The organism is Candidatus Protofrankia datiscae (assembly GCF_000177615.2).
GTDB lineage: Bacteria > Actinomycetota > Actinomycetes > Frankiales > Frankiaceae > Protofrankia > Protofrankia coriariae.
Genome location: NC_015656.1, coordinates 4903483 through 4928114, shown reverse-complemented (window position 1 = coordinate 4928114; position 24632 = coordinate 4903483). Strand labels below are relative to the sequence as shown.

At 68.3% G+C, this 24632-nt stretch carries 21 protein-coding genes; 9 read left to right on the top strand and 12 right to left on the bottom strand.

Features of this window, described 5'->3' with window-relative positions; translation table 11 throughout:
• Nucleotides 1-265: 265 nt before the first annotated feature.
• The 10 genes from FSYMDG_RS20775 to FSYMDG_RS20735 form a co-directional block, all read right to left on the bottom strand.
• Nucleotides 266-979, bottom strand: a complete 714-nt coding sequence (locus FSYMDG_RS20775) for an NADPH-dependent F420 reductase (RefSeq protein WP_013875348.1) — start codon at nucleotides 977-979, stop codon at nucleotides 266-268.
• Nucleotides 980-1384: 405 nt separating this feature from the next.
• Nucleotides 1385-1693, bottom strand: a complete 309-nt coding sequence (locus tag FSYMDG_RS20770; RefSeq protein WP_013875347.1) for a hypothetical protein — start codon at nucleotides 1691-1693, stop codon at nucleotides 1385-1387.
• A gap of 340 nt (nucleotides 1694-2033) precedes the next feature.
• Entirely contained in the window at nucleotides 2034-3461 is a 1428-nt protein-coding gene (locus tag FSYMDG_RS20765; RefSeq protein ID WP_013875346.1) for a cytochrome P450, read from the bottom strand.
• Between the two features lie 507 nt (nucleotides 3462-3968).
• Nucleotides 3969-4859, bottom strand: a complete 891-nt coding sequence (locus tag FSYMDG_RS20760; protein WP_237703133.1) for an IS3 family transposase — start codon at nucleotides 4857-4859, stop codon at nucleotides 3969-3971.
• 17 nt (nucleotides 4860-4876) lie between these two features.
• Nucleotides 4877-5167, bottom strand: coding sequence for a transposase (locus FSYMDG_RS28915; protein ID WP_043602641.1), 291 nt, complete (start codon nucleotides 5165-5167; stop codon nucleotides 4877-4879).
• Entirely contained in the window at nucleotides 5116-7032 is a 1917-nt protein-coding gene (locus FSYMDG_RS20750; RefSeq protein ID WP_013875345.1) for a bifunctional 3-(3-hydroxy-phenyl)propionate/3-hydroxycinnamic acid hydroxylase, read from the bottom strand. Before FSYMDG_RS20750 ends, FSYMDG_RS28915 begins: the two co-directional genes overlap by 52 nt.
• Before the next feature lie 269 nt (nucleotides 7033-7301).
• Nucleotides 7302-8462 (bottom strand): type III polyketide synthase, encoded by a 1161-nt coding sequence (locus FSYMDG_RS20745; RefSeq protein WP_013875344.1) that lies wholly within the window; start codon nucleotides 8460-8462, stop codon nucleotides 7302-7304.
• 601 nt (nucleotides 8463-9063) lie between these two features.
• On the bottom strand, nucleotides 9064-9849 hold the full coding sequence (locus FSYMDG_RS20740; protein WP_237702894.1) for a type III polyketide synthase: 786 nt from the start codon (nucleotides 9847-9849) through the stop codon (nucleotides 9064-9066).
• Nucleotides 9828-10229, bottom strand: coding sequence for a hypothetical protein (locus tag FSYMDG_RS28910; protein WP_237702892.1), 402 nt, complete (start codon nucleotides 10227-10229; stop codon nucleotides 9828-9830). Before FSYMDG_RS28910 ends, FSYMDG_RS20740 begins: the two co-directional genes overlap by 22 nt.
• Nucleotides 10230-11161: 932 nt before the next feature.
• The gene (locus tag FSYMDG_RS20735) at nucleotides 11162-11587 is read right to left on the bottom strand and encodes a winged helix-turn-helix transcriptional regulator (protein ID WP_013875343.1); all 426 of its coding nucleotides are present in this window, start codon (nucleotides 11585-11587) and stop codon (nucleotides 11162-11164) included.
• Between the two features lie 98 nt (nucleotides 11588-11685).
• Between FSYMDG_RS20735 and FSYMDG_RS20730 the strand changes: the two genes are divergently transcribed.
• The 6 genes from FSYMDG_RS20730 to FSYMDG_RS20705 all read left to right on the top strand — a co-directional run bounded on the left by FSYMDG_RS20730 (nucleotide 11686) and on the right by FSYMDG_RS20705 (nucleotide 17878).
• The gene (locus tag FSYMDG_RS20730) at nucleotides 11686-12465 is read left to right on the top strand and encodes an SDR family NAD(P)-dependent oxidoreductase (RefSeq protein WP_013875342.1); all 780 of its coding nucleotides are present in this window, start codon (nucleotides 11686-11688) and stop codon (nucleotides 12463-12465) included.
• A gap of 383 nt (nucleotides 12466-12848) precedes the next feature.
• Nucleotides 12849-13247, top strand: a complete 399-nt coding sequence (locus tag FSYMDG_RS20725) for a PPOX class F420-dependent oxidoreductase (protein ID WP_013875341.1) — start codon at nucleotides 12849-12851, stop codon at nucleotides 13245-13247.
• A 565-nt stretch (nucleotides 13248-13812) separates the two neighbouring features.
• The gene (locus tag FSYMDG_RS20720; protein ID WP_013875340.1) at nucleotides 13813-14784 is read left to right on the top strand and encodes a metal ABC transporter substrate-binding protein; all 972 of its coding nucleotides are present in this window, start codon (nucleotides 13813-13815) and stop codon (nucleotides 14782-14784) included.
• A gap of 175 nt (nucleotides 14785-14959) precedes the next feature.
• Nucleotides 14960-15796, top strand: coding sequence for a metal ABC transporter ATP-binding protein (locus tag FSYMDG_RS20715; protein WP_013875339.1), 837 nt, complete (start codon nucleotides 14960-14962; stop codon nucleotides 15794-15796).
• Between the two features lie 186 nt (nucleotides 15797-15982).
• Nucleotides 15983-16930, top strand: a complete 948-nt coding sequence (locus FSYMDG_RS20710; protein ID WP_013875338.1) for a metal ABC transporter permease — start codon at nucleotides 15983-15985, stop codon at nucleotides 16928-16930.
• Nucleotides 16931-17878 carry a metal ABC transporter permease gene (locus FSYMDG_RS20705; protein WP_013875337.1) on the top strand — a complete coding sequence of 316 codons (948 nt, stop codon included), beginning with the start codon at nucleotides 16931-16933 and terminating at the stop codon, nucleotides 17876-17878.
• On the opposite strand, the gene FSYMDG_RS20700 is transcribed toward FSYMDG_RS20705, so the two are convergent.
• Together FSYMDG_RS20700 and FSYMDG_RS20695 are read right to left on the bottom strand one after the other, a co-directional pair.
• Nucleotides 17868-18260, bottom strand: a complete 393-nt coding sequence (locus FSYMDG_RS20700; protein WP_013875336.1) for an SCO5389 family protein — start codon at nucleotides 18258-18260, stop codon at nucleotides 17868-17870. The genes FSYMDG_RS20705 and FSYMDG_RS20700 overlap by 11 nt on opposite strands.
• 211 nt (nucleotides 18261-18471) lie before the next feature.
• Nucleotides 18472-19692, bottom strand: coding sequence for an ABC transporter substrate-binding protein (locus FSYMDG_RS20695; protein WP_013875335.1), 1221 nt, complete (start codon nucleotides 19690-19692; stop codon nucleotides 18472-18474).
• Between the two features lie 80 nt (nucleotides 19693-19772).
• Here FSYMDG_RS20695 and FSYMDG_RS20690 point away from each other — a divergent pair, with 80 nt between their 5' ends.
• The 3 genes from FSYMDG_RS20690 (at nucleotide 19773) to FSYMDG_RS20680 (ending at nucleotide 23933) form a co-directional block, all read left to right on the top strand.
• Nucleotides 19773-21731 (top strand): branched-chain amino acid ABC transporter permease, encoded by a 1959-nt coding sequence (locus FSYMDG_RS20690; protein WP_013875334.1) that lies wholly within the window; start codon nucleotides 19773-19775, stop codon nucleotides 21729-21731.
• On the top strand, nucleotides 21728-23143 hold the full coding sequence (locus FSYMDG_RS20685; protein ID WP_013875333.1) for an ATP-binding cassette domain-containing protein: 1416 nt from the start codon (nucleotides 21728-21730) through the stop codon (nucleotides 23141-23143). The genes FSYMDG_RS20690 and FSYMDG_RS20685 overlap by 4 nt, the downstream gene beginning before the upstream one ends.
• Nucleotides 23144-23270: 127 nt before the next feature.
• Nucleotides 23271-23933, top strand: coding sequence for a PIG-L deacetylase family protein (locus FSYMDG_RS20680; RefSeq protein WP_013875332.1), 663 nt, complete (start codon nucleotides 23271-23273; stop codon nucleotides 23931-23933).
• Nucleotides 23934-24632 lie beyond the last annotated feature (699 nt).

Here is a 24632-nt window from a genome sequence, read left to right as displayed (position 1 = left end):
ATGCCCGGCGGTGGGGGTGGATGGAGTACTGAGCGGGTAGGCGGGACTTCCGCTCGGCGTGACCGGCGACTCGCGCTGTCACGACCGAGATCCGCGCGGGCCTGCGCTGCCGCGAGATGACGGTGCGAGTGGCGCTCGCTGGAAGTCCGGCGGGGATGCTGGCCGGAGATCCGGTGGAAAGGGGGATACCGGGCACTGGGGCATGGCCGCCGTACGCCGCCGCCGATCACCGCCGGCGGCGTACGTTCTGTCCAGTCGTTCCGGGTCAGTTTCCGCCGGTGTCGGCATAACGACGGACAGCGGCCAGAGCCGCGCGGAGCGTCGCGGCATCGGCCGGTACTCCCGCCGCCGGGAACCCGTCCTGCCCGCTGGCCGAGCTTCGGTCGAAGTACAGGGTCGCGTAGGCGGCGGTGTCGCGCTGGAAACGCCACCCTTCGGAGAGCGGGCCGGCGTCGACGGCGTCGTAGCCGATCGCGTCCAGGAAGGCGGTCACCGCCGCTTTCGCGTCCGCGTCGTCCCCGGCGATCGGTAGGGCGCTGCGGTCGGGCGTCCCGGCCGGCCGGGCCAGCGACAGCAGATGCTTGAAATAGATGTTGTTGAACGCTTTCACGACCTTGGACGTTGGCAGGTGCTTCTGGAGGAGCTCGCTGGTCGTGGTCGATTCGTCGTCCAGCTCGGGGATCTGCCCGTCTCGTTGCGGGTAGTAGTTGTTGGTGTCAATGACAGTCCTGTTGGCAAGTGGTTCGACGGGCACGCTGCGGTAGACCCGCAGCGGAATTGTCACGACCACCAGGTCCCCGGCTTCCCCGGCCTGGCCTGGGGTTGCGGCGCGGGCGCGCGGGCCCAGCTCGTCGACCAGCTCCTTCAGCGTCTCAGGCCCTCGCGAGTTGCTCAGGACCACGTCATATCCGGCCGTGACGGCCAGTCTGGCCAGCGTGCTGCCGATGTTCCCGCTACCGATCAATCCAATGGTTGTCATATCCGGCCCCAACCATCAGCTCTCCGATCGGCATTCCCGGGAACGGGCCACCCTGGCGGCCCCTGGCCCGGCACCCGTTGCCGTGGCCGGGGCAAAAGCCTGCGAGCAGGATGAACACCTTGAAAACAGCACTGCCGGTGCGGTCTCGTGGGTGGCGCGGGTGGCGGCGCCGGGGAGGAGCGGCGCCGGGGAGGAATCGCGGGCGGCGTCCCGTCGCGACCGTGGACCGGAGCCGTACCGGTGGTGGGCAGGGCACGACACCGTCCGGTCGAACACGGGAGACATGGATGATCTTCTGGCGGTCGGCTGCCGTGTCCCGGCCGGAACAACATGTGGAATCCGCTGTCCCGGCCGGGACGACGAGCACGAAAATATTGGAAGTATTATCGGCCGGTCTTGGAGGAGCTAGTTCGGGGTCCCGTTGGGCAATCCTTCGGAAACAGCGTTTCCGGCCTGGGAGAAGGCGCTGGAGAAGAGGCCCTCCACCACGCCGGAGATCGCGCCCAGGGCATTGGAGCCAGCGCCGGCCGCGGAGTCCCCGCCGGTGGCGGGATCCGTGCCGGTGGCGGGGTCGTCGATGGTTATGGCGGTTCCGCCGCCGATTCCGGTGTCGGTGCTGGTGGGCAGGGCACTGGCGGGAGCTGTGCCCAGGAACACGGCGAAAAGCCCGGTGGCAATAGCGACCACGGCACGCCGCAGGGTTCTGGCAGTCATTTTACTCCCAGCGGATACAGGTGACGGATGTTCCTCTTCAAGAGTAGGTCGGCCGGCAGGGTATCGGAACCCGAAGGCTGCGCACTGTGGCGCTGGCTTCATCACAATGTTCCGCACGGCGTCCGGGTACATGGCGGGAGCCGGGATCGCTCGGCAATTGGCTACCCGGTCGGCCGGCCGGTCGGATAGCCGGATAACCGGTCGGAAGAACGACGCTTCCGGCGGCCGGCCGCGGTGAAGGAGCGGCTGGTGGTATTTCGTTCGCCCGTGCTCTCCGCACGGGGATCGGCGAGGCCAGGGACCGAGCGAGACCGGGGGTCGGGTGCGGGGCGGCGTGCCGTCAGCCGTGGCGACGGACGGTCATCGGCAGTCCGTCTCGGGGCCGCAGGGTCACCAGCGGCTCAGGGGTGATCTTCAAGCCGGAGACGGGCTCGAACGTCCAGCGGCGGCTGATCGTCGCGAGCGCGAGCACCCCTTCGGTCCGGGCGAAGCTGTTGCCGATGCACTGGTGCGGGCCGCCGCCGAAGGGGAAGTAGGCGTAGCGGGGCCGGTCGGGGTCGACCCGGTCCCCGAGCCAGCGGGCCGGGTCGAACCGTTCCGGTTCCGGCCACCATTTCTCGTCGCGGTGAACGACCCACTGGCTCAGCAGCAGCGTCGACCCTGCGGGCAACGGATAACCACCGACGACACGGTCCTCCACCAGATACCGGCTCATCGCCCACACGGGCGGGTAGAGCCGCATCGACTCGCTGAGCACCGCGTCGGTGAACGGCAGGCGGGGCAGGTCCGCGACTGTCGGACGCCGGCCGGCCAGGACGCCGTCGAGTTCGGCGTGCAGTGCCGCGGCCACCTCGGGATGTTGGCCGAGGAGATGAAAGGTCCAGGTCAGCGCGTTGGCGGTGGTCTCGTGACCGGCGAGCATGATGGTCAGGGTCTCGTCCCGAACCTGGCTGTTGTCCATGCCGTCCCCGCTGTCGGCGTCACGGGCGGACAACAGCAGCGACAACAGATCCCGGCCTTCCGCCCCTTCGCGGCGGCGGCGTTCGATGAGGTCGTAGACGACCCGGTCGAGGGCCTGGCGAGTCTCGCGGCGACGCCGGGCCGAGGGCAGCGGCAGCCGTTCCAGCAGCTCGAAACCGGTGTGCAGGGCCTTGCGGGCGGCCACCGTGTTCTCACTGATGGCGGCCCGGATCACGGCCACGATGTCGCGGTCGGTATCGGCGTCGACATCGACGTCGAACAGGGTCTTCGTGACCATCGCCAGCGTCATCTCGATCATCTCGTCGTGTATGTCGAGATGCTGCCCGTTCCGCCAGCGCGCGGCCCGCACGTCGGCGATCGCGGCGAACGTCTCGCCGTACTCGAAGATCCGCTGGTGGTGGAACAGCGGTTGCATGAGCCGCCGCTGCCTGCGGTGCAGCTCACCGGAGCTGGTCAGCAGGCCCTGCCCGAGCACTATAGTGAGGGGCTGCACCGCGGTGCCGCGAGAGCCGGGGCCACGGCGGACGAACCCCCGCCGGTAGGAACGGTGCGACCCGACCAGCACGTCGGCGATCGCGTCCGGATCCGCCACCAGGAACGCCGACAGCGGCCGGGACGACAGCTGCACGACCGGGCCGTGGGTCTGGCGCAGGCGGACGAGGCCGGCGAGCGGATCGGCGCGCAGCAGCTTCCTCGCGGCGCGCAGGCCACCGGCCGATCCTGGAACAGGGTGCGCGCGTATCGGCACGGGCCCCGGCGTGACGGTGGCAGGCGGGGTAACGGTCATCGCGGACCCTCCTCGGGAACACGGGCGGGGGCAGGGGGCGCTCAACCAAGCAGGACGACCGGCAGACTGATCTTCACGATAATCGCGATCTAGGCGGTGCGGCGGGAGACACCGGCCACGTCCGTCCGCCTGGACCTGTCCGCCCGCCGGTTCGGCGGGTGCTCGACCGCCCCGGCGGGCGCGGCTGTGAACGCCACGGCGCTGTCCACGCGCGGCCTGCCGGCAGGTCCACGGGCGAGGCCCCCAGGCCTGGGCCGGCCGACTCGGTCGGACTGATCGAATCGATGATCGAAACCCCGATACCCGCGGGGCGCGGTGGGTATCGGGGACAGGGGGTCAGGCCAGCAGCACCCGGTATGTCAGATAGATGACATATCACCTACAACACATCACCGCGGACGGGGTGAAAATCCCCGCGGCGGCGACGGGGACCGTCTCGGTGCTTCCGAACCTCCCGGACAGGTTACGACCGAAGTGGAGGGTTCCCACTTTCGTGGACAGTCCTAACTATGCAGCACGAAGTGTTTGTCCGTCAAATTCTTCCTCGAACTCGACAGGCGTGAGATAGCCGATCGAGGAGTGCAACCGCTGCCGGTTGTAGTAGATCTCGACATATTCGAAGATCCCCGCCCGGACGCGGTCTATGGTATCGAACGGGTGGAGGTGGACGAACTCCTTCTTGAGGGTGGCCCAGAAGGACTCCGCCGCGGCGTTGTCGAAACAGATCCCGGTACGGCCGACGGAGTTTCGGACGTTGTTGTCGCGACAGAAGGCGACGAACTCACGGCTGGTGTACTGACCGCCTCGGTCGGCGTGGAATATGACGCCGCCGGGTGGCCGCCGGCGGGTGACGGCCATACGAAGCGCGTCGAGAACGAGTTCGGTGCGCATGTGATCGGCGACCGCCCAGCCGACGATCTTCCGAGAGAACGCGTCGATGACGGAGGCCATGTACACCCAGCCATCCCAGGTGCGAATATATGTTATGTCGCCGTACCACAACTGGTTCGGTGCGGACGCGGCGAAGTCTTGGCCGACAAGATCAGGCAGCGATGAGGAGTCCGCGGCCTGCACCGTCGTCACCGGCCGGCGGGGACGCGGATGCACGCTGACCAGGCCCATCGTCGCCATCAGCCGCTGGACCCGCTTGTAGGCGACGGCGACGCCCTGGCGGCGGATCTCGTGGAAGATCCGCCGCACGCCGTACCGCCCCTCGAGACGGTCGAAAACAGCTCTGATCATGGTCGACAAGGTGGCGTCGTCCTTCTCCCTCCGAGACGGGCCGCGTTTCTTCCACGCATAGTAGCCCTGTCGGGACACGTCGAGTTTCTTGCACATGTAGTCGACGGGAAAGGTGTTCGCGCCGTCGGCGGACACAGGCTTCTTCGGAGCGTGTATCGAGATGAACTCGAACTTTACTTCTGCTCGCTCGCGAAGAAGCTCGCCGCTTTTTTTAGGAAGGCGATGTCCATCTGCGCCTGCGCGTACTTCTTCCGGAGCTCCTCAAGTTCCGCGCGCTCCGACACCGACAGCGGCCGCTCCTCGGTCTCGCCGTTCTCCTTCGCCTTCTTCACCCAGTTTCCCAACGTGGTCTCGTGGATACCCAGACTCTTCGCGACCTCGGTCACCGACCGGCCCGAGTCGAGCACCAACCTTACTGCCTCGGATTTGTACTCCTGGGTGAACTTCCGGCGAGCTGACCCCATGACGCTCCTTCCCTATGGACAGCGAACCTCAGGTTCGCTGTCCACGGAAGCGGGATCACTCCACGAAGATCCATCGGACCCGGCTCAACCGGAGTACGGGCATGGTGACCTCGCCGGCCGGCGCTACTGACAGCGGACTGCTGTGGCTGCCGCTCCAGACCTGCCAGGCGCGCAGGCGGGGGAATGTCCCGCATCCCCGCGGACGCGAGTTCGTGGCGCCACCGGATCAGGTCGAGGGTGCGGGCGGTGGCGAACACGGTGCGGTCCGGCCGTAGCAGCACGGCGTGGGCACGGTGACGGGTCAGCCAGCGGTCGAGCGCCCCACTCGGGTCATGGATGAGCCTGACGTCGTCCGAGGTCGCCGGGAGGGGGGCGGGTGCCGGGACGATGCCGACGTAGCGGGTGCGCAACCGGGCGAAGAAGGCCCGGGTGTCCTCGCCGACGACGGAGGCCCAGTTGAAGGCGAAGATCCAGTCGGTGCAGTGGGCGAGGACGGCGAAGCCGTCTCCCAGCAGGTCGTCCAGTGGGATCTCGACGGGTGCGGCGGCGGTGCCGGTGCCGGCACCGGCGGCGGTGCGGACCAGCGGCTGCGGGCACAGCCGCCCGGCGGGCTGCCGGCGGCCCGGCAACAGCCGCGACGCCGGTCTGACGAGCGGGCCGGGGCGCAGCGGCGGGCTCGCCGAGCGTTCCATCAGCCGTTGGAAGGCGTCCAGGCCGGCGGCCTGGACGAACAGGGCTTGGCGCGCCGTGCCCACGGCGGTTGTGCCACTGGTCATCGTCCGGCCGAGCATGACCGCCATACGGACCAGTTGGCGGGCGTGCGGCCGACGCTCGCTCTGGTAACTGTCCAGAAGCCGCTCGTCGGCATGGCCAGCCAGGACGAGGCCGAGTTTCCAGGTGAGGTTCGCCGCGTCGCGGACGCCGGCGCACAGCCCCTGGCCGAGGAACGGCGGTGTCTGGTGCGCGGCGTCACCGAGGAGGAACACCCGGCCGCGCCGCCAGCGCCGGGCGACGAGCGCGTGGAAGGTGTAGGCGGTCTGGCGTACGACGGTGAGCTGTCGTGGGTCGACGCCGCCGAGCCAGGGCGCGACGAGCTGGCGGACGACCTCGATTCGTGACAGTTCGTGAGCGGATTCACCGGCCCGGATCTGGAACTCCCAGCGGTAGCGCCGCGGGCCGATCCGCATGTACGTGGCGGCACGGCGTCGGTCGCAGACCTGGTGGATGCCGTCCCAGTTCGCCAGAGGCTGCTCGCTGTGCACGTCGACGACCAGCCAGGACTGGGTGAAACGCAGATCTTCCATGGTGGTGCCGACGGTTGCGCGGCTGCTGCCGTTCGCGCCGTCGCAGCCGAGGACGGCGTGGGTCCAGACCTGCTCGAGACGACCGGAGACATGGTCACGGATCGTGACGCGCAGCGGGGCTGGGCCGTGGGTGTGCCCGGTCTCGACGGCGACGGCTTCGGCACCGCATCGCAGGTCGACGTGCGGGAAGCGGGCGAGCCCCCGGCGGAGCACCGCCTCCAGCATGGCCTGGTCGAACATGTTGGCCCCGGGATGGCCCTGCCCACTGTCGACGGGATCCCGCTGGAAGCGGGCGAGCGGCTGGTGGTCGGCGTTCAGCAGCTGCAGGCCCAGCGCAGGTCTGGTGATGGCCCGTACCTCGTCGGCGAGACCGGCGGACTGCATGATCCGCAACGTTTCGTCGTCAAGATGTACGGCCCGGGGCAGCGGGTAGATGTCGTGGTGGCGCTCGACGACGAGACAGGCGATGCCCTGCCGGCCGAGAAGATTGGCCGCTGTCGTGCCGCTGGGCCCGGCACCGACGATGACGACGGGAATTTCTCGGGGGGTGAGCGACGGCATGCCAGGCATCCTTCGGGCGTTGCGGGGCGGGGAGGTGCACGGGCCACGGCCGGCCCGGCGCGGATAACCGGGACCGGGCGGGTGGCATTGCCGTGGCTGTGCCCGGCGCCGCGTCTCGTCTCGCGTGCAGTGCGGCGGACGTCCTCGCACCCCGCGCGGATCATCGGGTGTCGGCGGGTCCGGGCAGTGGCGCAGTGGCGGCTGCCGGCAGCCTGGCCTACACAGGCCACCGGCAGCCGCGGGTGGCCTGTGCGGTTGTCGGCGTTCTGTCAGTGGGCTTTCAGCAGGGCGGCGAACAGGGTCAGGCCGGGGCCGAACCCGAGGGCGACCACCACCTTGCCCGGTCGGATCTCGCGGGTCCGCAGCAGCCGCTGGAGAATGATCAGGACGGTCGCGCTCGAGCAGTTGCCGTATTCGCGGAGGATGTCGTAGGAGGGGGCGGTCGCTTCCTCGCTGAGCTGGAGCTGGTCCGCGACGGCCCGCAGGATGCGCGCGCCGCCGGGGTGGATGGCCCAGCCGTCGACGTCGTCGATGGTGTGGCCGTGTGTGCTCAGGAGGGTGGTGACGAGGTCGGTGACGTGGCGTTCGAGAACCTCCGGGACCTGGGGTGACAGCCGCATCCGGAAGCCGTGGTCGGTGACGAGCCAGCCCATGTAGTCGCTGACGCTGCTGTCCGTGCTCGCCATCACGTCGACGATCTCGAGCTGGCTGGCCACGGCGCTGGCTGGCTGTTGATCGGGCGCGACCACGACGGCGGCGGCTCCGTCGGCGAACAGCGAGTGCGCGACGATCTGCTCGAAGTCCTCGATGGTGGGGTTGCCCGCGTGCAGGGTGGGTGATTTGGGCTGGGCGTGCAGGCTGGAGAGTTCGACGCAGAGCAGGAGTGCGGGTTTGCCGTGGACGGCGACGTATTCGGAGACCGTGCCGAGGCCGGGGACCGCGGCGTGGCAGCCCATGTGGCCGATGATGACGCGGCGCATGTTCGCCGGCATGCCCAGTTCGTGGGAGAGCAGGATGTCCAGGCCCGGGGTCACGTAGCCGGTGCAGGACACGACGGCGAACAGGCCGAGGTCGGCGGGGGTGAGGCCGGCTGAGGTGAGGGCGTCGGCGGCGGCCTGGCGGCCGAGGGGGAGCGCTTCGGTGAGGTAGCGACGCATCCGTTCGCCGGTGGTCCATTCGGTGGTGGGTTCCTTGCGGGGATCGACGGCGTAATGTCGGCTGACGATTCCGGACGAGGCCCATACTTTTTCGGCGAGCGGGTTGGCCGCGAAGTGGTCGCGGAAGAATTCCCACAGGTCGTCCTGGGCGACTTGTGGTGGGGTGGCCACGGCGGTACCGACAATGTACGGCCGGGTGAGGTTGCGAACGGCGGGAGTGTCGGTGAGAAAAATGGACGTACCTGGCAGGTCGATCTGCTCGGTCAGCGTCATGTGGTCCTTCCTTAGGTACGGAACGTTTGGTCACGGCTTGCGAGCTGGTATTGGTCCTGTGGCGTGTCCGGAGCCCTCGAGGGCAGGGCTTTCCAGCTCACGATGCCGGAGGTGTCGCATTTTCTTGCTTCCCGTACATCCCCCGTGACGCCCCTGGCCTGTGTCGGTGTATCGCGATGACACAGGATCCGCTCGTCACGGCGTGGGTGTTCCGGATCGTCGGTCGACGCCCAGGATTTCCGGCGCTTCCCTCCTGTCGCCTTGCTATGTTTTCGGGCCCGGATACGGCGGCCTGGAAGAACGAGCCGCCGCTGAATCCGGAGTCGTTGCGCGAGCCTCCCGGCCTCGGCTGCCGCTCCGCTCTTCGAAGCCGAGTCCGCGTACAGAGTAACACGAATCGATTACTCTGCGTGATTAATGTTGGCGCTGTTCAGGAGACGACAACGGCCGTCGGGCCTCGGGCAGGTACCGGGGCCCGTGCCGGGACAGGTTGTGGTCCGGCTACCTCCGCCTGCTTCCGGGGCTTTCCGGACACGAATGGTTCATACGGATGGTTCTCGAGCGGATCTCCTGAATCCTGGTCATCAGCTTTCCCTGGCTTTCAGTGGGCTTTCAGCAGGGCGGCGAACAGGGTCAGGCCGGGGCCGAACCCGAGGGCGACCACCACCTTGCCCGGTCGGATCTCGCGGGTCCGCAGCAGCCGCTGGAGAATGATCAGGACGGTCGCGCTCGAGCAGTTGCCGTATTCGCGGAGGATGTCGTAGGAGGGGGCGGTCGCTTCCTCGCTGAGCTGGAGCTGGTCCGCGACGGCCCGCAGGATGCGCGCGCCGCCGGGGTGGATGGCCCAGCCGTCGACGTCGTCGATGGTGTGGCCGTGTGTGCTCAGGAGGGTGGTGACGAGGTCGGTGACGTGGCGTTCGAGAACCTCCGGGACCTGGGGTGACAGCCGCATCCGGAAGCCGTGGTCGGTGACGAGCAGACCCATGTAGTCGCTGACGCTGCCATCGGTGAGGGCTGTGACGTCAAGGACTTCCAGATTCGTTGTGCCACCCGCCGAAAATGCCCGTTCAAAAGGCGCGACCACGACGGCGGCGGCTCCGTCGGCGAACAGCGAGTGCGCGACGATCTGCTCGAAGTCCTCGATGGTGGGGTTGCCCGCGTGCAGGGTGGGTGATTTGGGCTGGGCGTGCAGGCTGGAGAGTTCGACGCAGAGCAGGAGTGCGGGTTTGCCGTGGACGGCGACGTATTCGGAGACCGTGCCGAGGCCGGGGACCGCGGCGTGGCAGCCCATGTGGCCGATGATGACGCGGCGCATGTTCGCCGGCATGCCCAGTTCGTGGGAGAGCAGGATGTCCAGGCCCGGGGTCACGTAGCCGGTGCAGGACACGACGGCGAACAGGCCGAGGTCGGCGGGGTGAGGCCGGCTGAGGTGAGGGCGTCGGCGGCGGCCTGGCGGCCGAGGGGGAGCGCTTCGGTGAGGTAGCGACGCATCCGTTCGCCGGTGGTCCATTCGGTGGTGGGTTCCTTGCGGGGATCGACGGCGTAATGTCGGCTGACGATTCCGGACGAGGCCCATACTTTTTCGGCGAGCGGGTTGGCCGCGAAGTGGTCGCGGAAGAATTCCCACAGGTCGTCCTGGGCGACTTGTGGTGGGGTGGCCACGGCGGTACCGACAATGTACGGCCGGGTGAGGTTGCGAACGGCGGAGGCGTCAGCGAGAAGGGCGGATCCGCTCGGCCGGCCAGCTCGCTCCGTCAGTGTTGTCATGTGGTCCTTTCTGGAGTGCGGAGCATTCGGTTGCTGCCAGGGGCCCGGTCACGGCCGAGGTCGATGTCGGCCTGGCGTGTCTGTATACGGATACATCGATTTACGGAGGTATCCACCCGGTCGCCGCTGGTTGATCGAATGCCCTGTTCTCGGGCGCTCCCACTCGGTGAACCGGGGATTTTCGGTCGCCGGCGGCGCGAAAAGAAGCATGGTCACGTCGTCTTCGATTTTTCGGTGCGCGGGGAACCAGGGCTTTTCCCGGCCACCACCATCCGTGCCGTCACCGGGCGACGGCACGGATCCCCGGTCACGCCGTCTGGGGACCCCGCTGCCCTCCATGGTGCGGGAGACCGGCCGGATCGCCGGCCGTGTCGGCCCGCGTCCACTGGACGCGCCCCGATCGGTGGCTGCGTTCCGGCCAGCCGTCCCGGAGGCGAAGCAGCCGGCCGTCCGGAGCTTCGGCCGCGGCTGGCGATGTGATCGCGCGGTCATCGTGGGAGCCCACAGCCCGATTCGCCGGCTCCGACCCGCTGACCCCGACCCCAGCGCATCTCCGCTCCTTGAACTGATAAGCGCCAAATCAACCGCTCACTGGATCCAATCTCTTACGCAGAGTAACAGTTGCTGGCAGCTCTATGCGATGACTGCTAGGAGTCGTGGTGTCGGTGCCTGGAGCGGCTGCCGAGTAATCGGCGGCTGTCTTCCGAGTACCTTCCTGGAAACTGTCGCCTATCTGACAGTGGACGGCGATGTCGCGCTCCCGCCGTGTCCGGGGCTGTCCGCTCGACAGGCGACCGTTTGTAATATTTGTTCAGAAAAAGGAAAAATTTCCCTACCGGTCGGATAGGTGCTCGTACGAGAGGGCCCGGCCCGCCGGGCCGCTGGCGGGGCGGGCGATGCGAGGAACCGGGCGTCCGGCCTCCGGCGCGGTTTCAGTCGGACTGGCCGTCTGATCGCGTGTCGTGGCGGTCCTGCGCGGCGCTGACCAGCTGGGCGTGGTCCCGGATCCAGATGAACAGTTGCTGGAGGGGCCGGGTCAGCCCCTCGCCAAGCGGGGTGAGGCTGTAGCTGACCCTGGGTGGGGACGAGGGCTCCACCGTGCGCTCGACCAGGCCGTCCCGGACGAGGGTGCGCAGCGTCTGGGAGAGCATCTTCTCGCTGATTCCTTCGATCTTCGTCCGCAGTTCGTGGAACCGGAGCGGACCAGTGGCCAGCCCGGTGAGGACCAGCACGCCCCAACGGCTGGTGACGTGGTCGAGCACCACGCGAGCGAGGCAGTCGCTGCGGAACGCGTCGTCGGCTGTACCTCCCGGGAGGCTCTCGGGGGGCTGCGGACGTGCCGACACGCCACAGAGCATACCCGGGTATCGCTTCTTACTAAAAGTAAGCTCCTATACTCTGGTTACCAGAGGGGCGACACCAGAGAGTCGAGTCGGGGGCCTGGGACGGAGGCGCGATGAATGGATCACGTGAGGTGGCGCTGGTCACCGGTGGAGGCCGCGGCATCGGCGCGGCGACAGCACGCGAACTGGGCCGCCGCGGCTACCACGTAGTGATCAATTTTCGGAGCAACGCCGATGCCGCCCGCGCGGTCGCCCTCGACATCGCGGCCGCGGGGGCGACGGCCGAGTGCGTCCAGGCCGACGTCTGCGATCATGATCAGGTCGAGCGGATGGTCGACACCGTCCTGGCTGACCGTGGCCACATCGATGTGCTGGTCTGCAACGCCAACACCGTGGCCCCGCCGTTCGCCCCGTTTGCGTCCCTGGCATGGAAGGACTTCATCGACAAGGTCAGCGGTGAGCTCGCCGGGGCCTTCTTCGTTACCCAGCACGTACTGGCCGCGATGCGACGCCATGGCGGCGGCCGGATCGTGTACGTCTCCAGCACCGCCGCCGACTACGTCGGGCCCGGCAGGCTCGCCCACTCGACGGCGAAGTCGGCGCTGAACACCTTCAGCCGCCATGTCGCCGCGGAAGCGGCGGTGTACGGGGTCACGGTCAACACGATCGCCCCGGGCGGCGTTCGCACCGAGGCGACCGCCGCGGTCCTCACACCCGAGCGCGAGAAGCATCTCGAGGACCACTCGATCCTGGGGCGCGTACTCGAGCCCGAGGACATCGCCGTGGTGATCGCGCAGACCGTCGACGCGGGTATGCGAGGCGTCACGGGGGCGCTGATCCGCATCGACGCCGGCTTCGGTGTGCTGGTCGGTGGGCCGTCGTCCAGCACGTGACATCCGCGAGAGCGGTCTCTTCGGGACCATCGACGCCTGGAAACACGGCTCGAAACGCGTTCTTCACGTGGCCGGACGGCCATGTGACCGAACAGTCTTTACGACAGTCTTTACGCGCCTGCGCGGCCGGGTGCGACCGAGCCTGTCCCGGCCGCGATTCCGTCAGCCCGCTCCGTGTGGTGCCCGTCCGATCGCCGTTTTGTGGTCGAACATGCCTTTTCCTGGGCGCTGGAAGCCTTTTCGGATATTCCATTCGGTTTTTCCGGCCAGCTCGTCCGGCGGGTGCAAAATTCCGGGCGTGTTCCTGGTTTCGATCGGAAATTTTCTCGGCGGGTCTGGGATTATCCTGAACCTGACCTCGATGTCGAGCGGAGAGGAACTCGATGGCCACACTCAACGAGGATGCCCGGAATCTGCTGAGCCGGCCGGTGTACGCCTGGGTGACCACCCTGCGCCCGGACGGGTCGCCGCACAGCACGGTCGTCTGGGTCGACGTGGACGGCGACGAGATCATTTTCAACACGGCGGTCGGTCGGGCCAAGGAACGGCACCTGCGCAAGGATCCGCGGGTCTCGATCGGTGTGCTCGACCCGGAGGACGCCTACCACCTGGTCAGCGTCTCAGGGACGGCCCGCCTCGAGATCGACAGCGCCGACGCCGTCATCGATCGTCTCGCGAAGAAGTATCTCGGCGTGGACAGCTATCCTTTCCGCCGGCCGGACGAACAGCGAATCATGGTTCGGGTGGAACCGCGGCAGATTATCCACAACACCGGCCGGTGACGGCCGCGGGCCGGGCGCACGGCTTCGGTTTCGTCCCGTAGCCGGCCGGGAGCAACCGGCCTGGAGAGGCCTTTCGGATGTTTTTCGGACGCGCCGTCACGAACGTGTCCGGAAACATCCGCCCGTCGAGAAGCGAAATCCGGCCGTTGGTCGGGCCCGGCGAACTGTTCCGGGGCCGCCGGTCCGGGCCGTTCGGCGACGGGATGGCTGGTGTAAGGCTTCACGATTGTTCAGGTGTGATGCTGTGTCGGCCCGGTAGGGGCCGCGCCAACAGCCGGACGATCTGCCGCCGGCCGCGCGTCGCCAGGTCATGCGCCGTGGGTGTTACGTGCCCTGAGTGTTTACGTGCCCGGGGTTGTGCGCAGTGGGGGCGGGTCCGCGCTCCAGGGGAACTCCGGGTGGTCGCTTTTCGTGATCATATGTTTGTCGCGCGTCCCGGAATGCCGGGCTGGTGCCCGGGAGGGTGGGTGGTGTCCGGGTGGGTGGTGACGGTCCGATTTGACACCCGAACCGGGAACCGTTTCCATTACGTGGTTGTCGTCCCCAGGATGGAGTCGTCCCACGTATGTCCCGGATTCGTTCGTCCGCAGGCGTCGTCAGCGTCCACCGCGCTGCCGGTCTCGCGCTGCTCGCGCTGCTCGCCCTGTTCGTCGCCGGCTGTGGCTCCGATGATGACGATGGGTCCGCGTCGGCGGCGCCGCCGGAGAAGCTCCAGGTGGTGGCCACGACCACCCAGGTCGCCGACTTCGTGCGGGCGGTGGGCGGCGACCGGGTCCAGGTGACACAGATCCTGCGGCCCAACGTCGACCCGCACGACTACGAGCCCTCACCGGCCGATGTCAAGGCGATCGGTGAGGCCGACGTGCTGGTGGCCAACGGTGTCGGCCTGGAGAAGTGGCTCGACGAGACGATCGCTTCCGCGGGTTTCGAGGGCACCCGGGTCGACGCCAGCCGGGATGTGAAGATCCGTCCGGGCAGCGGTGAGGAGGAGGAGAAGGACGGGGATCCGCACGTTTGGCACAACCCGCTCAACGTCAAGATCATGACTGCCAACATCGAGCAGGCGTTCACCGCCGCGGACCCGGCCGGGGCCGCCGCCTACCAGGCCAACCGCGCCGCCTACGACGGCAGGCTCGACGCGCTGGACGCCGACATCAGGCGACAGATCGACTCGCTGCCGCCCGCCAACCGCAAGCTGGTGACCAATCATGACGCGTTCGGCTACTACGTCGACCGGTACCAGCTGACCTTTGTCGGGTCGATCATCCCGAGTTTCGACACGTCGGCGGAGCTGTCCGGTCGCGACATCAGTGATCTCGTGGACAAGATCAAAACTACCGGGGCCAAAGCGGTCTTCTCCGAGTCGTCGCTGCCGCCGAACACGGCTGAGACGATCGGTCGGGAGGCCGGCGTCAAGGTGGTGGCAGGTGAGGACTCCCTGTACGGCGACACCCTTGGCCCGCAGGGCTCGGACGGTGCGATCTACCTGCAGATGGAGGAGCACAACACCAGGACAATCGTCAACGCTCTGAAATGAGCTGCAATGATGCGTTGATGTGACGGCTGGCACGGGGGCCGGCAGGGGGGCGAGGTGGGACCTGACCCGGGTCTGAGGATCCTTCGGATGGGCTGGAGCGGGGCCGGTCCGGGACGGGGCTGCTGAAGTTGTGAACCGCGACAGGCCGTCGGGGTCTGAGGTGAGGCATGGTGAAGTGAAGCAACAGGTGGCCGACTCCCAGGTCAGCGCCAGCGCCAGCGTCGGCGTCGGCGCAGTCCCTGTGAACGCTGACGACAGTCCCTCCTCCGCTGTGGTCTTCGATCGCGCCAGCGTCGCCTACGGCCGGCTGCCCGTCCTCGAGGACGTGGACGGGGTGGTGCGCGCGGGGCACATGGTTGCCCTCATCGGCCCGAACGGGGGCGGCAAGTCGACCCTGATCAAGGCGATCCTCGGGCTCGTCCCGGTCGTCCGAGGCCGCATCCAGGTACTCGGCCGGACACCGGCCCGGGCCCGTCAGGACGTCGCCTACGTCCCGCAGGCCGACGTCCTGAATCCGGATTTTCCGGTCTCCGTCAGCCAGGTCGTGCTGATGGGCCGTTACCGCCAGATCGGCTGGGTACGCCGGCCGCGCCGGTCCGACCGGCTGATCGCCGCCGAGGCGCTGGCCGCGGTGGGGCTCGCCCACCGCGGTGGCGACCGTTTCGGCACCTTGTCCGGTGGTCAGCGGCAGCGGGTGCTGCTCGCCCGGGCGATGACCCAGCAGCCCAGGCTGTTGCTGCTGGACGAGCCGTTCAACGGGGTGGACACGCTCTCCCAGCAGGCGCTGCTGTCAGCGATCGATGGTCTGCGCGCGGCCGGTACCACCGTTGTCATCAGCACCCACGACCTGTCCCTGGCGCACTTGGCCTGTGATGACGTCTGCCTGGTCAACCGGCACCAGTTCGGTTTCGGCCCGACCGCGGCGACGCTCACCCCCGAGCGGCTGCGGGCGGCCTACGGCAGCGCCGCGCTCGAGCTGCGGGGCGAAGGTGTCATCGTTGCCCATCCGTGAGCCGACCATCCGTAAGGTGACCATCCCCGAGCTACCCGGCATGAGCCGTACCTGGGCGCATCGGCCGTTCCCGGATCGTCCGCCGGCAGCGGAGCCGCCGGTGGGAGGGACGCCGGCACGGGGGTCGGCGACGGATGTGTCGGCATGGAGCGTCCGGACAGATGATGCGCCGACGAGGGATCCGCTGTGCTGAGCCGGTTGCTGCTGGATCCGTTCGCGCTGCCGTTCATGCGGCGGGCGCTGATCGAGGTGCTGCTGCTCGGCGCGCTGGCGGGGGGCGTCGGAGTGTTCGTGGTGCTGCGCCGGCTGGCCTTTCTCGCGGACGCGCTCACCCACGCGGTCTTCCCCGGCGTCGTCATCGGCTACCTGGTGTCGGGGCAGTCCGGGATCGTCCCGGGAGCACTGGTCTTCGCGGTCCTGGCCGCGGTGCTGTTCACCGTTGCCGCGGCCAGGGCGCGGGTGGGTCAGGACGCCGCGCTCGCGATCCTGCTGACCTCGTTCTTCGGGCTGGGGGTCGTGCTCGTGTCGCGGCAGCGGTCCTACACCGCCGACCTGACGACGTTCCTGTTCGGCCGGGTGCTCACCGTCGACTCAGCCCAGATCACGCAGACGGCGGTGGTGGCCGTGGCGGTCGGCCTGGTGCTGTACGCGCTGCGCAAGGAGTTGCTGCTGCGGACGTTCGACCAGCAGACCGCGCAGGCCATGGGCTACCGCGTGGTGCTGCTCGACCTCGTCCTGAACCTGATGATCGCTCTGGTCGTCGTCGCCGCGGTCAAGGCCGTCGGGACGATCCTGAGCATCGCGCTCCTGGTCGTTCCGGCGGCCGCCGCCCGGCTGCTCTCCGACCGTCTGCTGGTCGTGACCGGGCTCGCAGTCCTCTTCGGCATGCTCGGCGGCTGGCTGGGGCTCGCGGCCAGCTACGAGGCGTCGATCAACCACGGGGTGCGGCTCGCCTCGGGAGCCACGGTCGTGCTCGCGCTGGTCGTGTTCTACCTGCTCGCGTTGGGTGTCGGCCCGCTCGTCCGGCGCCGCTGGCGGCGGGGCGCGCGGCTGCCGGAGGAGGTCGCGGACGTCGACGAGCTGCGGGCCGGCCGGCTTGCCCCGGAGGCCCACGTGGGCGGAGGCGTCCGGTAGATGGCCGCCCTGGACCTGCTGTCGGATTCCTACACTCGCCGTGCCCTGGTCGAGGCGGTGTTCGTCGGCGCGCTGTGCGGCGCGGTCGGCGTGCATGTGGTGCTGCGGCGGCTGAGCTTCTTCGCGATGGCGATGACGCACGCCACCTTCCCGGGGGTGGTGCTCGCGGCGATCCTGGGGATCAACCTCTACCTCGGTTCGGGGGTTTTCGGCTTCCTGGTGGTTCTTGCCGTGGCCGCGCTGTCAGCCCGCGGCGACAACACGAGCGTCACCGGCGTCGTGCTGTCCGGCAGCTTCGCCCTCGGGGTGCTGCTGTTGTCGGCCCAGTCAGGGTTCACTAGAGATCTCACCGCCTACCTGGTCGGATCCATCCTCACCGTGCAGGCTGACGACCTGGTGACCTCCGGGATCGTCGCGGCCGTCGTACTGGTGGTGCTGGCGCTGCTGTCCAAGGAACTCGTCTTCGGGGCCTTCGACCGGGACGCGACCGTCGCGGCCGGCTATCCGGCCGGCCGGCTCGACGTCGTCTTCCTGTTGCTGGTCGAGGTGACGATCGTGACCTCGGTGCCGGCGGTGGGGACGATCCTGTCGGTTGCGCTGATCGTGGCGCCGGCGGCGACGGCCCGGCTGTGGTGCGACAGCGTGCGGGGCATGACCGTGCTCTCGGTCGTCATTGGGGTCGCCAGCGGTGTCATCGGCCTGGCGATCAGCCAGCAGTGGTCCGTGGCGGCCGGCGGTGCGATCGTGCTCACCGCTTCGGGGATCTTCGCGTTGTCGGCGCTGCTCGCGCCCACCATCGGGACGCCGTCCCGCCGCCGGCAGGCTCGCGTGGAGACGCGGTCGACCGTGGGTGCTGTGGGCGAGGAGGGCCCGCTGCCCGGGCCCGGCGGCGCGCCCACGCGCGGCGGTACGCCGGGTCCGGTAGCCAGCGGCGGGATCAGCAGTTGACGAACTCCGGCTGCTGGTTGAGCACCTGGCTCTCGTTGGAGACGAACCGCCGGTACTGTTCCCCGCCGACCGTCTCCGGACGGAACGCGGCTAGGCGGTGACAGTTCTGGAAGGCGAGCGTCACGCCGAAGCGCTGTTCCAGCGCGGCCCGGATGGAGGTGCTCGCCATCGCCCGCAGCAGCTGCCCCTGCGCCGCGTCGTCCGGCGGCGGGACAAGGTTGTCCGTGAAGTCGCGATCGTTGCCGGGCAGCTCGCCGGCGAGCCGTTCGACCAGTTCGTAGGCATATGGCAGTGAGTCGCGCACGCAGGTGAGGAAGGCGTCGTCCGGAACGTGGCCGCGTTCGGCCTGGGCGAGTAGATCGGGGGAGACGGTCAGGGACACGGAACCTCCTGGGACGGCTCGGGGGCGGTTCATCCGAGCCGCACTGTCTCCGATTTGGAAACCATTGTCAATACGGATTGCATCGAGGTGGTCGCGGGGCGGCTACCTCGATGCCAGGGTGCGGGGATGCCCCACCCACCGGTACCGCCAGCGATCAGCGGTGCCGGTGGGCCGGTCGGACGATGGCCCGATTGGCCGGTGGGCCTGATGATCATCCGATCAGCGTCATGAGCTCGCGGCCGTCCACCCAGGCGCCGGTGGCGTCGACGAACCCTCCATCCGACCACCGCAGAATGCGTACCGCCGTGTTGCAGACCGCTGGAAACGCTTTTATAAGGGTGCCGTCACAGGTGAATGAATGGGCCATCACGTTCGGATGATCCCGGGCTGCCCTAAATGCGTTCCGAAGATTTTCAGGGGTTGTCTGTGTGATTTCGGTGAGCAGCGAACGCGCCGCGAGAACGGTCGAGAAAGATGCCTGTGACAATGGTGAGCGCGACGCTTCCGGTACATTCTCGCGAAATGCTTTGGAATCCTGGTCGCCACCGGTGGCGTCGAGCGGAAGATAGCCGGATGCGAAGTTCATGTTACCGATGGCCTGGCCGCCGGCACGCGCCACCGCGGCCGTCGCGCAGGAGCCGACGAAGTATATCGGTGCTTTTACCTGAAGGCTGCCCGCGACCTGTGCTATGCGGGCACACGACTGGGCCGAGAAAACAACGACAATCGCGTCAGGGTTTCCGGACGCGACCTGGTTGACAGCCGGAGCGAAGTCCGCCGTGTCAACTTTCTCCGGCACCAGTCGGACCTCCGACACCCCTTTTTTCTGCAGAATGCTCCTGGATCCCTGGATGGCGGCGGTCAGCAGTCCAGGCAGGTCCGCGTACAGGGCATGGACCTTTGTGACATGTTTGGTGGTGGTCAGATACTCGGTAATTCCGAGCAGTTCCGTGAGCGTGCCGCCGGTCAGCGAGAAGGAGTTGGGCGAGCTCAGCTCCCCGCTCAGCTGAGGTGATCCGCTGACATAGGGAATGCCGGCCTGCTGGTAGAGCGGCATGGCCGCCTCGGTGCTCAGATCCACCCCGCCGATCACGGCCACGGGGTCGGCGGCTATGAGCCGGTTGGCACAGTCCTGGGACGACTCCGGTGAGCCATTTGTTGCACAGGGGACGAGTTCAAGCGGTCGGCCGTGAACCCCGCCGAGCGCCGCGTTGGCGTAGGCAACGGCGCTCTCGGCGGCTATTCGTGTCTCGGGAAACGATCCGAGCGGGGTGTTCTCCATGGAGACGAAGCCGAGCTTGACAGGCGGTCCGTTCAGGTGGTTTGCGGGCTGACCTGGGCTGTTGGAGCCGCTGCCGCGCTGGCTGGTGCACCCGGCGAGGACGGCCAACGTGACTGCGGCTGCTGCGACGACACGGCGGGACAGCGTCATATTGCCAGAAGTTACACTGCCTTAGCCCACAAGGCACCGTGTTGGTCCACAACAGGCTGCCCTGTCGATTGGAGAGCGCTGTGTCCACGTATGTCGCGGCACTGATCCTGGGTCTGGGCGCGGGCGCGGTGTATGCGGCGCTGGGACTTGGGCTGGTGCTGATACACCGTGCCTCGGGGGTGGTCAATGTTGCGCACGCCGCGTTCGCAATGTACGCCACCTACCAGTATGCGGAGCTGCGGGACGTGGGGGACATCGTCCTGCCTGTCGTGGGTCTTCCGCCCCGTATTCATCTGACCAACAGCCCCACCTTTGCGCTGGCGTTGACCGTGTCACTGGCCATGACCGCGCTGCTCGGCCTGCTTGTGTATTTTCTCATATTTCGGCCGCTCCGGCACGCCCCGCCGGCCCTGTCCCTGGTCGCCTCGGTCGGTCTCATGATCGCCCTGCAGGCGCTGGCGGTGCTACAGTTCGGGTCGGACAACAGGTTCATTGATTCCGTACTTCCGCAGAAATCCTTCTCCGCGTTCGGGGTGACCGTTCCGGTCGACCGTCCGCTGCTCGCGATACTGGTCACAGGTATCGGAATGATCATGTGGGCGGTATCCCGCTGGACGCTGTTCGGGCTCGCCACCAAGGCGGTCGCCGAATCCGACGAGGCGGTGGAACAGTTCGGTTACCGGCCGGAGGCCGTCGCCGCGGTGAGCTGGGTCGTGGCGTCCGTGCTCGGCGCGCTCGCCGGAATACTCGTCGCCCCGATCAGCGTGCTGAGCCCGTCCACCTACACCCTGTTCATTGTTCCCGCGCTCGCGGCGGCGCTGCTCGGTGGGCTGTCGTCGTTCGGCGCCACTATTGTCGGCGCGTTGCTGCTCGGTATGCTCCAGTCGGTTCTCCTGCCCCTGCAGCACGACGTCCCGTGGCTCAACCAGCCCGGTCTACGGACGCTGTTCCCGTTGCTCGTTCTCATCGTCGTCGCGGTCACCCGCGGCCAGCTCATACCCGGGCGGGCCAGGGCCGTGTCAGCGGTCGCGCGGCTGCCCCGCGCGGAGCAGACCGGGCGTCCGTTGCGCGATCTCGCCATCCTCGTACCGGCCGGAATGATCGCACTGCTTGTTCTCAGCGGCCCCTATCGGCTGGGCCTGGAACGCAGCCTGGCCGCCGCCGTGGTGTGCCTGTCCTTCGTCGTGCTGACCGGGTTCGCCGGCCAGTTCTCCCTCGCGCAGATGTCACTGGCCGGGGTGGCCGGATTCCTGCTGGCCCGGTTGCAGGGTGGCCTCGGTGTGCCGTTCCCGCTCGCGCCGCTGCTCGCCACCGCGGCGGCCACCGCCGCGGGCCTGGTGCTCGGCGCGTTGTCACGGCGGATACGAGGGGTCGATCTCGCTATCGTCACGCTCACCGCCGGGGTCGCCTTCCAAGAGATCGTCTTTGTGAATCCGTTGATTACCGGTGGGCTTGCCGGCTCGGTCGTCCCGCCGCCGAAGCTTTTCGGCCTCGATCTCGGCGTGGCCGGGAAGGGCTTCCCACGGCTGGAGTACGGACTGCTCTGCCTTGCCGTGTTCGCGCTGTGCGGCTTCGCGGTGGCCCGGCTGCGCGCGTCCACGTCGGGCCTGCGCATGCTCGCGGTCCGCTCCAACGAGCGGGCGGCCTCGGCCGTGGGCGTCGACGCGGCCCGGACCAAGCTGCTCGCGTCCGCCGTCTCCGCCGGGATCGCCGGTCTCGGCGGATGCCTCATCGGTTACGGTCAGGGCAGGTTGTCGTTCGACTCCTTCGGGGTGTTCGCGTCCCTGTTCTTCCTGGCGATCGCGTCGGTCGGCGGGGTGATGAGCGTGCGCGGGGCGATGCTGGGCGGCCTGCTGGCCCCCGGCGGTGTGGTGTTCACGGTGCTCGACAACTTCGGCCATCTCGCGCGCTACCAGTCGTTGCTGTGCGGTGTGGCTCTGGCCGTCCTGGTGGTGGTACGTCCGGAAGGGCTTGCCTACGATCCGCGACAATCGAAGCCGACCCGACGGTTGGCCCGACATGCCGAGGTGGCCCGGTGACCATACGTCTGGACGTCGACGGGCTTTGCGTCCGCTACGGGAAGGTCGAGATCGTCCACGACGTGTCGTTCGCCCTGCGTGCCGGCCGGGTGACCGGCCTCATCGGGCCGAACGGCGCCGGGAAGACCACCCTGATAGACGCGATCACCGGGTTCACCCCGTCCAGCGCCGGCCGGATCGTCCTGGACGGAACGGTGCTGAACCCGCTGCCGCCGCACGAGCGGTTCCGCCGGGGCCTGGCCCGCACCTTCCAGTCGCTGGAGCTGTTCGAGGATCTCTCCGTCGCCGAGAACCTGGCGGTCGCCGGGCCGGAACCCGCCTGGACACTGGAGCTGGGTTCGGTCGCGGACCAGCAGCCGGCCATGCTCAACCACGACGAACGGCTCGCCGTCGGCCTTGGCCGTGCGCTGGCCGCGGGCGGTCAGGTGCTGCTGGTGGACGAGCCGGCGGCCGGTCTGGACTCGACTGCCCGGTCCGTCCTCACCGGTCGGATACGACGTCTGGCTGAACGTGGCTGCGCGATCCTGCTCGTCGACCACGACATCAAGCTGGTCTTCGAGGCCTGCGACGACGTCGTGGTGCTCAGCGGCGGCCGGGTGGTCGCGCACGGCCCGCCGGCGGAGGTCCGTGAGCGCGCCGAGGTCCGCGAGATCTATCTCGGCGCTCCGCCGGCCAGCACGGTACGGCTGCCCACACAGGCCCGGCCGGAGCGGGCGCTGGTCGTCGAGAAGGTCGTCAGCGGGTACGCGGGTGTCCCCGTGCTGCACGACCTCTCGCTCGAGGTCCGGGCCGGTGAGGTCGTCGCCCTGCTGGGGCCCAACGGTGGCGGCAAGACGACCCTGGTCCGCACGGTGGCCGGGACGATCGCGCCGTTTGGCGGTCGGGTAACCGTGCTCGGGCAGCCGGCGCGGCGGGCGCACCCGGCCAGGCTCGCCCGCCGCGGCCTGGCGGTGGTGCCGCAGGGCGGCACACCGCTGCGCGGCCTGACGGTCCGCCAGATCCTGCGGTTGGCTGTCGGCCGTCGGCCCGGCGACCAGATCGAGAAGACGCTGGAGAGCTTCCCCACCCTGCGTCCGCTGCTCGACCGGGGCAGCGGCGAGCTCTCCGGGGGCGAGCGGCAGCAGCTCGCGCTGGCCAGCGCCGTCGCTCGCCGGCCACGGCTGCTGCTGGTCGACGAGTTCTCCGCCGGCCTGGCGACCGATCTCGCACTCAGCCTGCTGGCCGTCCTGCGCCGGCTGGCGGACGAGCACGGCACCGGCATTCTGCTGATCGAGCAGCATGTGTCGCTCGCCCTCGCCGCGGCGGACCGTGGGTACATCCTCGACCGGGGCCGGATAGCCTTCAGCGACACCGCGGCGGCTCTCGCCGCCGATCCCGACCTGATCAACGCAAGCTATTTCGGGATGGGTTAGGGCGTGGTCCGGTCGAAGGCCCACAGGCTGTGGCCTGCGCGGTCGCGGCCGGTGGCTGCACTCCTCGGCCGGTGGCCCCGGATCCGGAAGGGATCTCGCACGTGGGTGGACGGGAACGGGCAGCGGTATGAATGACCATGGTCCGGCGGCTGGAACGCCCACGCCGGCCGGGACAGCCCGTCCGGGCAGCGTGCTCGCGGTGATGGCTCATCCCGACGACGCGGAGCTGTGGGCCGGCGGCACCCTCGCCCTGCACGCCCGGGCCGCCGGGGTCACCATTGCCGTCCTGCGCAACACCGCCGACCGGATGGCCGAGGCCGCGGCGGGGGCGCGCGTTCTCGGCGCGCGCCTGCACGTCCTCGACCCCGAACGGCTCGCCGTCGAGATCCAGGAGCTGCTGGTCGAGCTCTGTCCCGAGATCGTGGTGACCCATCCGCCCGCCGATGTCCATCCGCGCCACCGGCGGGTCGCCGCGGCCGTGCTCGAGGCGCTGCCGCGGGCGGTGCTTGCCACCGGCCGTCCGCGCCGGCTCTACACCTGCGACAGCTACAACTCCCTGACCATGGACGGCCCGGTGCGGGCCACCGCGATCGTCGATGTCACGGCCACCTTCGACGTCAAGCTCCAGGCGCTGCGCGCGCACGGCGGCACCCAGCCGATCGGTGAGGAGTTCGCTCCCATGGCCGAGAACCTCGGTCGGTTGTGGGGCGCCCGGATCGGAGTCGCCTACGCCGAGGGCTTTGTGGCCCTGCCCGTCCTGGGACGGTTGCCCGGTGCGACCTGTCTCTGACGGCTCGCCGAGGGCCAGAAAAATCGATCTTGTTTGATGGGTCTTCCGTTTGGTTGATCTTCATGAGTGTGGATCGGCATTCGGATGATCAGTATCCACCGGGCCCGACCCGGGGACGCGACTGAATCGATCATGTTTCTTCCGTGGCGGGCCCGTGGGGCCGTCCGGTCGGGCTGGTGGCGGGAGCACGTGAAATGGAATACCCACCGCATACCCACCGGGCGCCGGCCGTCCGATCGCGTGGACAAACCCGGGCGGCCCGCCCGGGCGTGACCTGGCTATCAGTTTCCCGGCGCGGTGTCGGGGCAGAAAGGCTCTGAAGATCCGGACTCTTCCGCCGCTGTCTTACCGGCTGCCCCGTTCGCGGTGTGGTCGAGGTGGACCCCGCGGGTGGGCATTTGGCGGGACACTTCGGGCATATTTAACTCTCCGTAATCGCCATTACCGTAAGGATTGTGATCGTCGCTTACGGGAGTCATCGACGGAGATCATATATGTGATCCCTGCGTGCTCCTCGGAAGATTGGATCTTGAAAATTTGGCCTTGAGTTGTCCTGGGTTGATCCTTGCGTGTGACGAGTATCACATCATTGACAATGACTCTGAAGATCATTCAATTGTGTCGAATCGGGTGTTCGGGGCAAAAAGGAAGGAGGCAGTCGGGGCGATGATGTCGTCCCGACTGCCTCCGAGGCCCTCG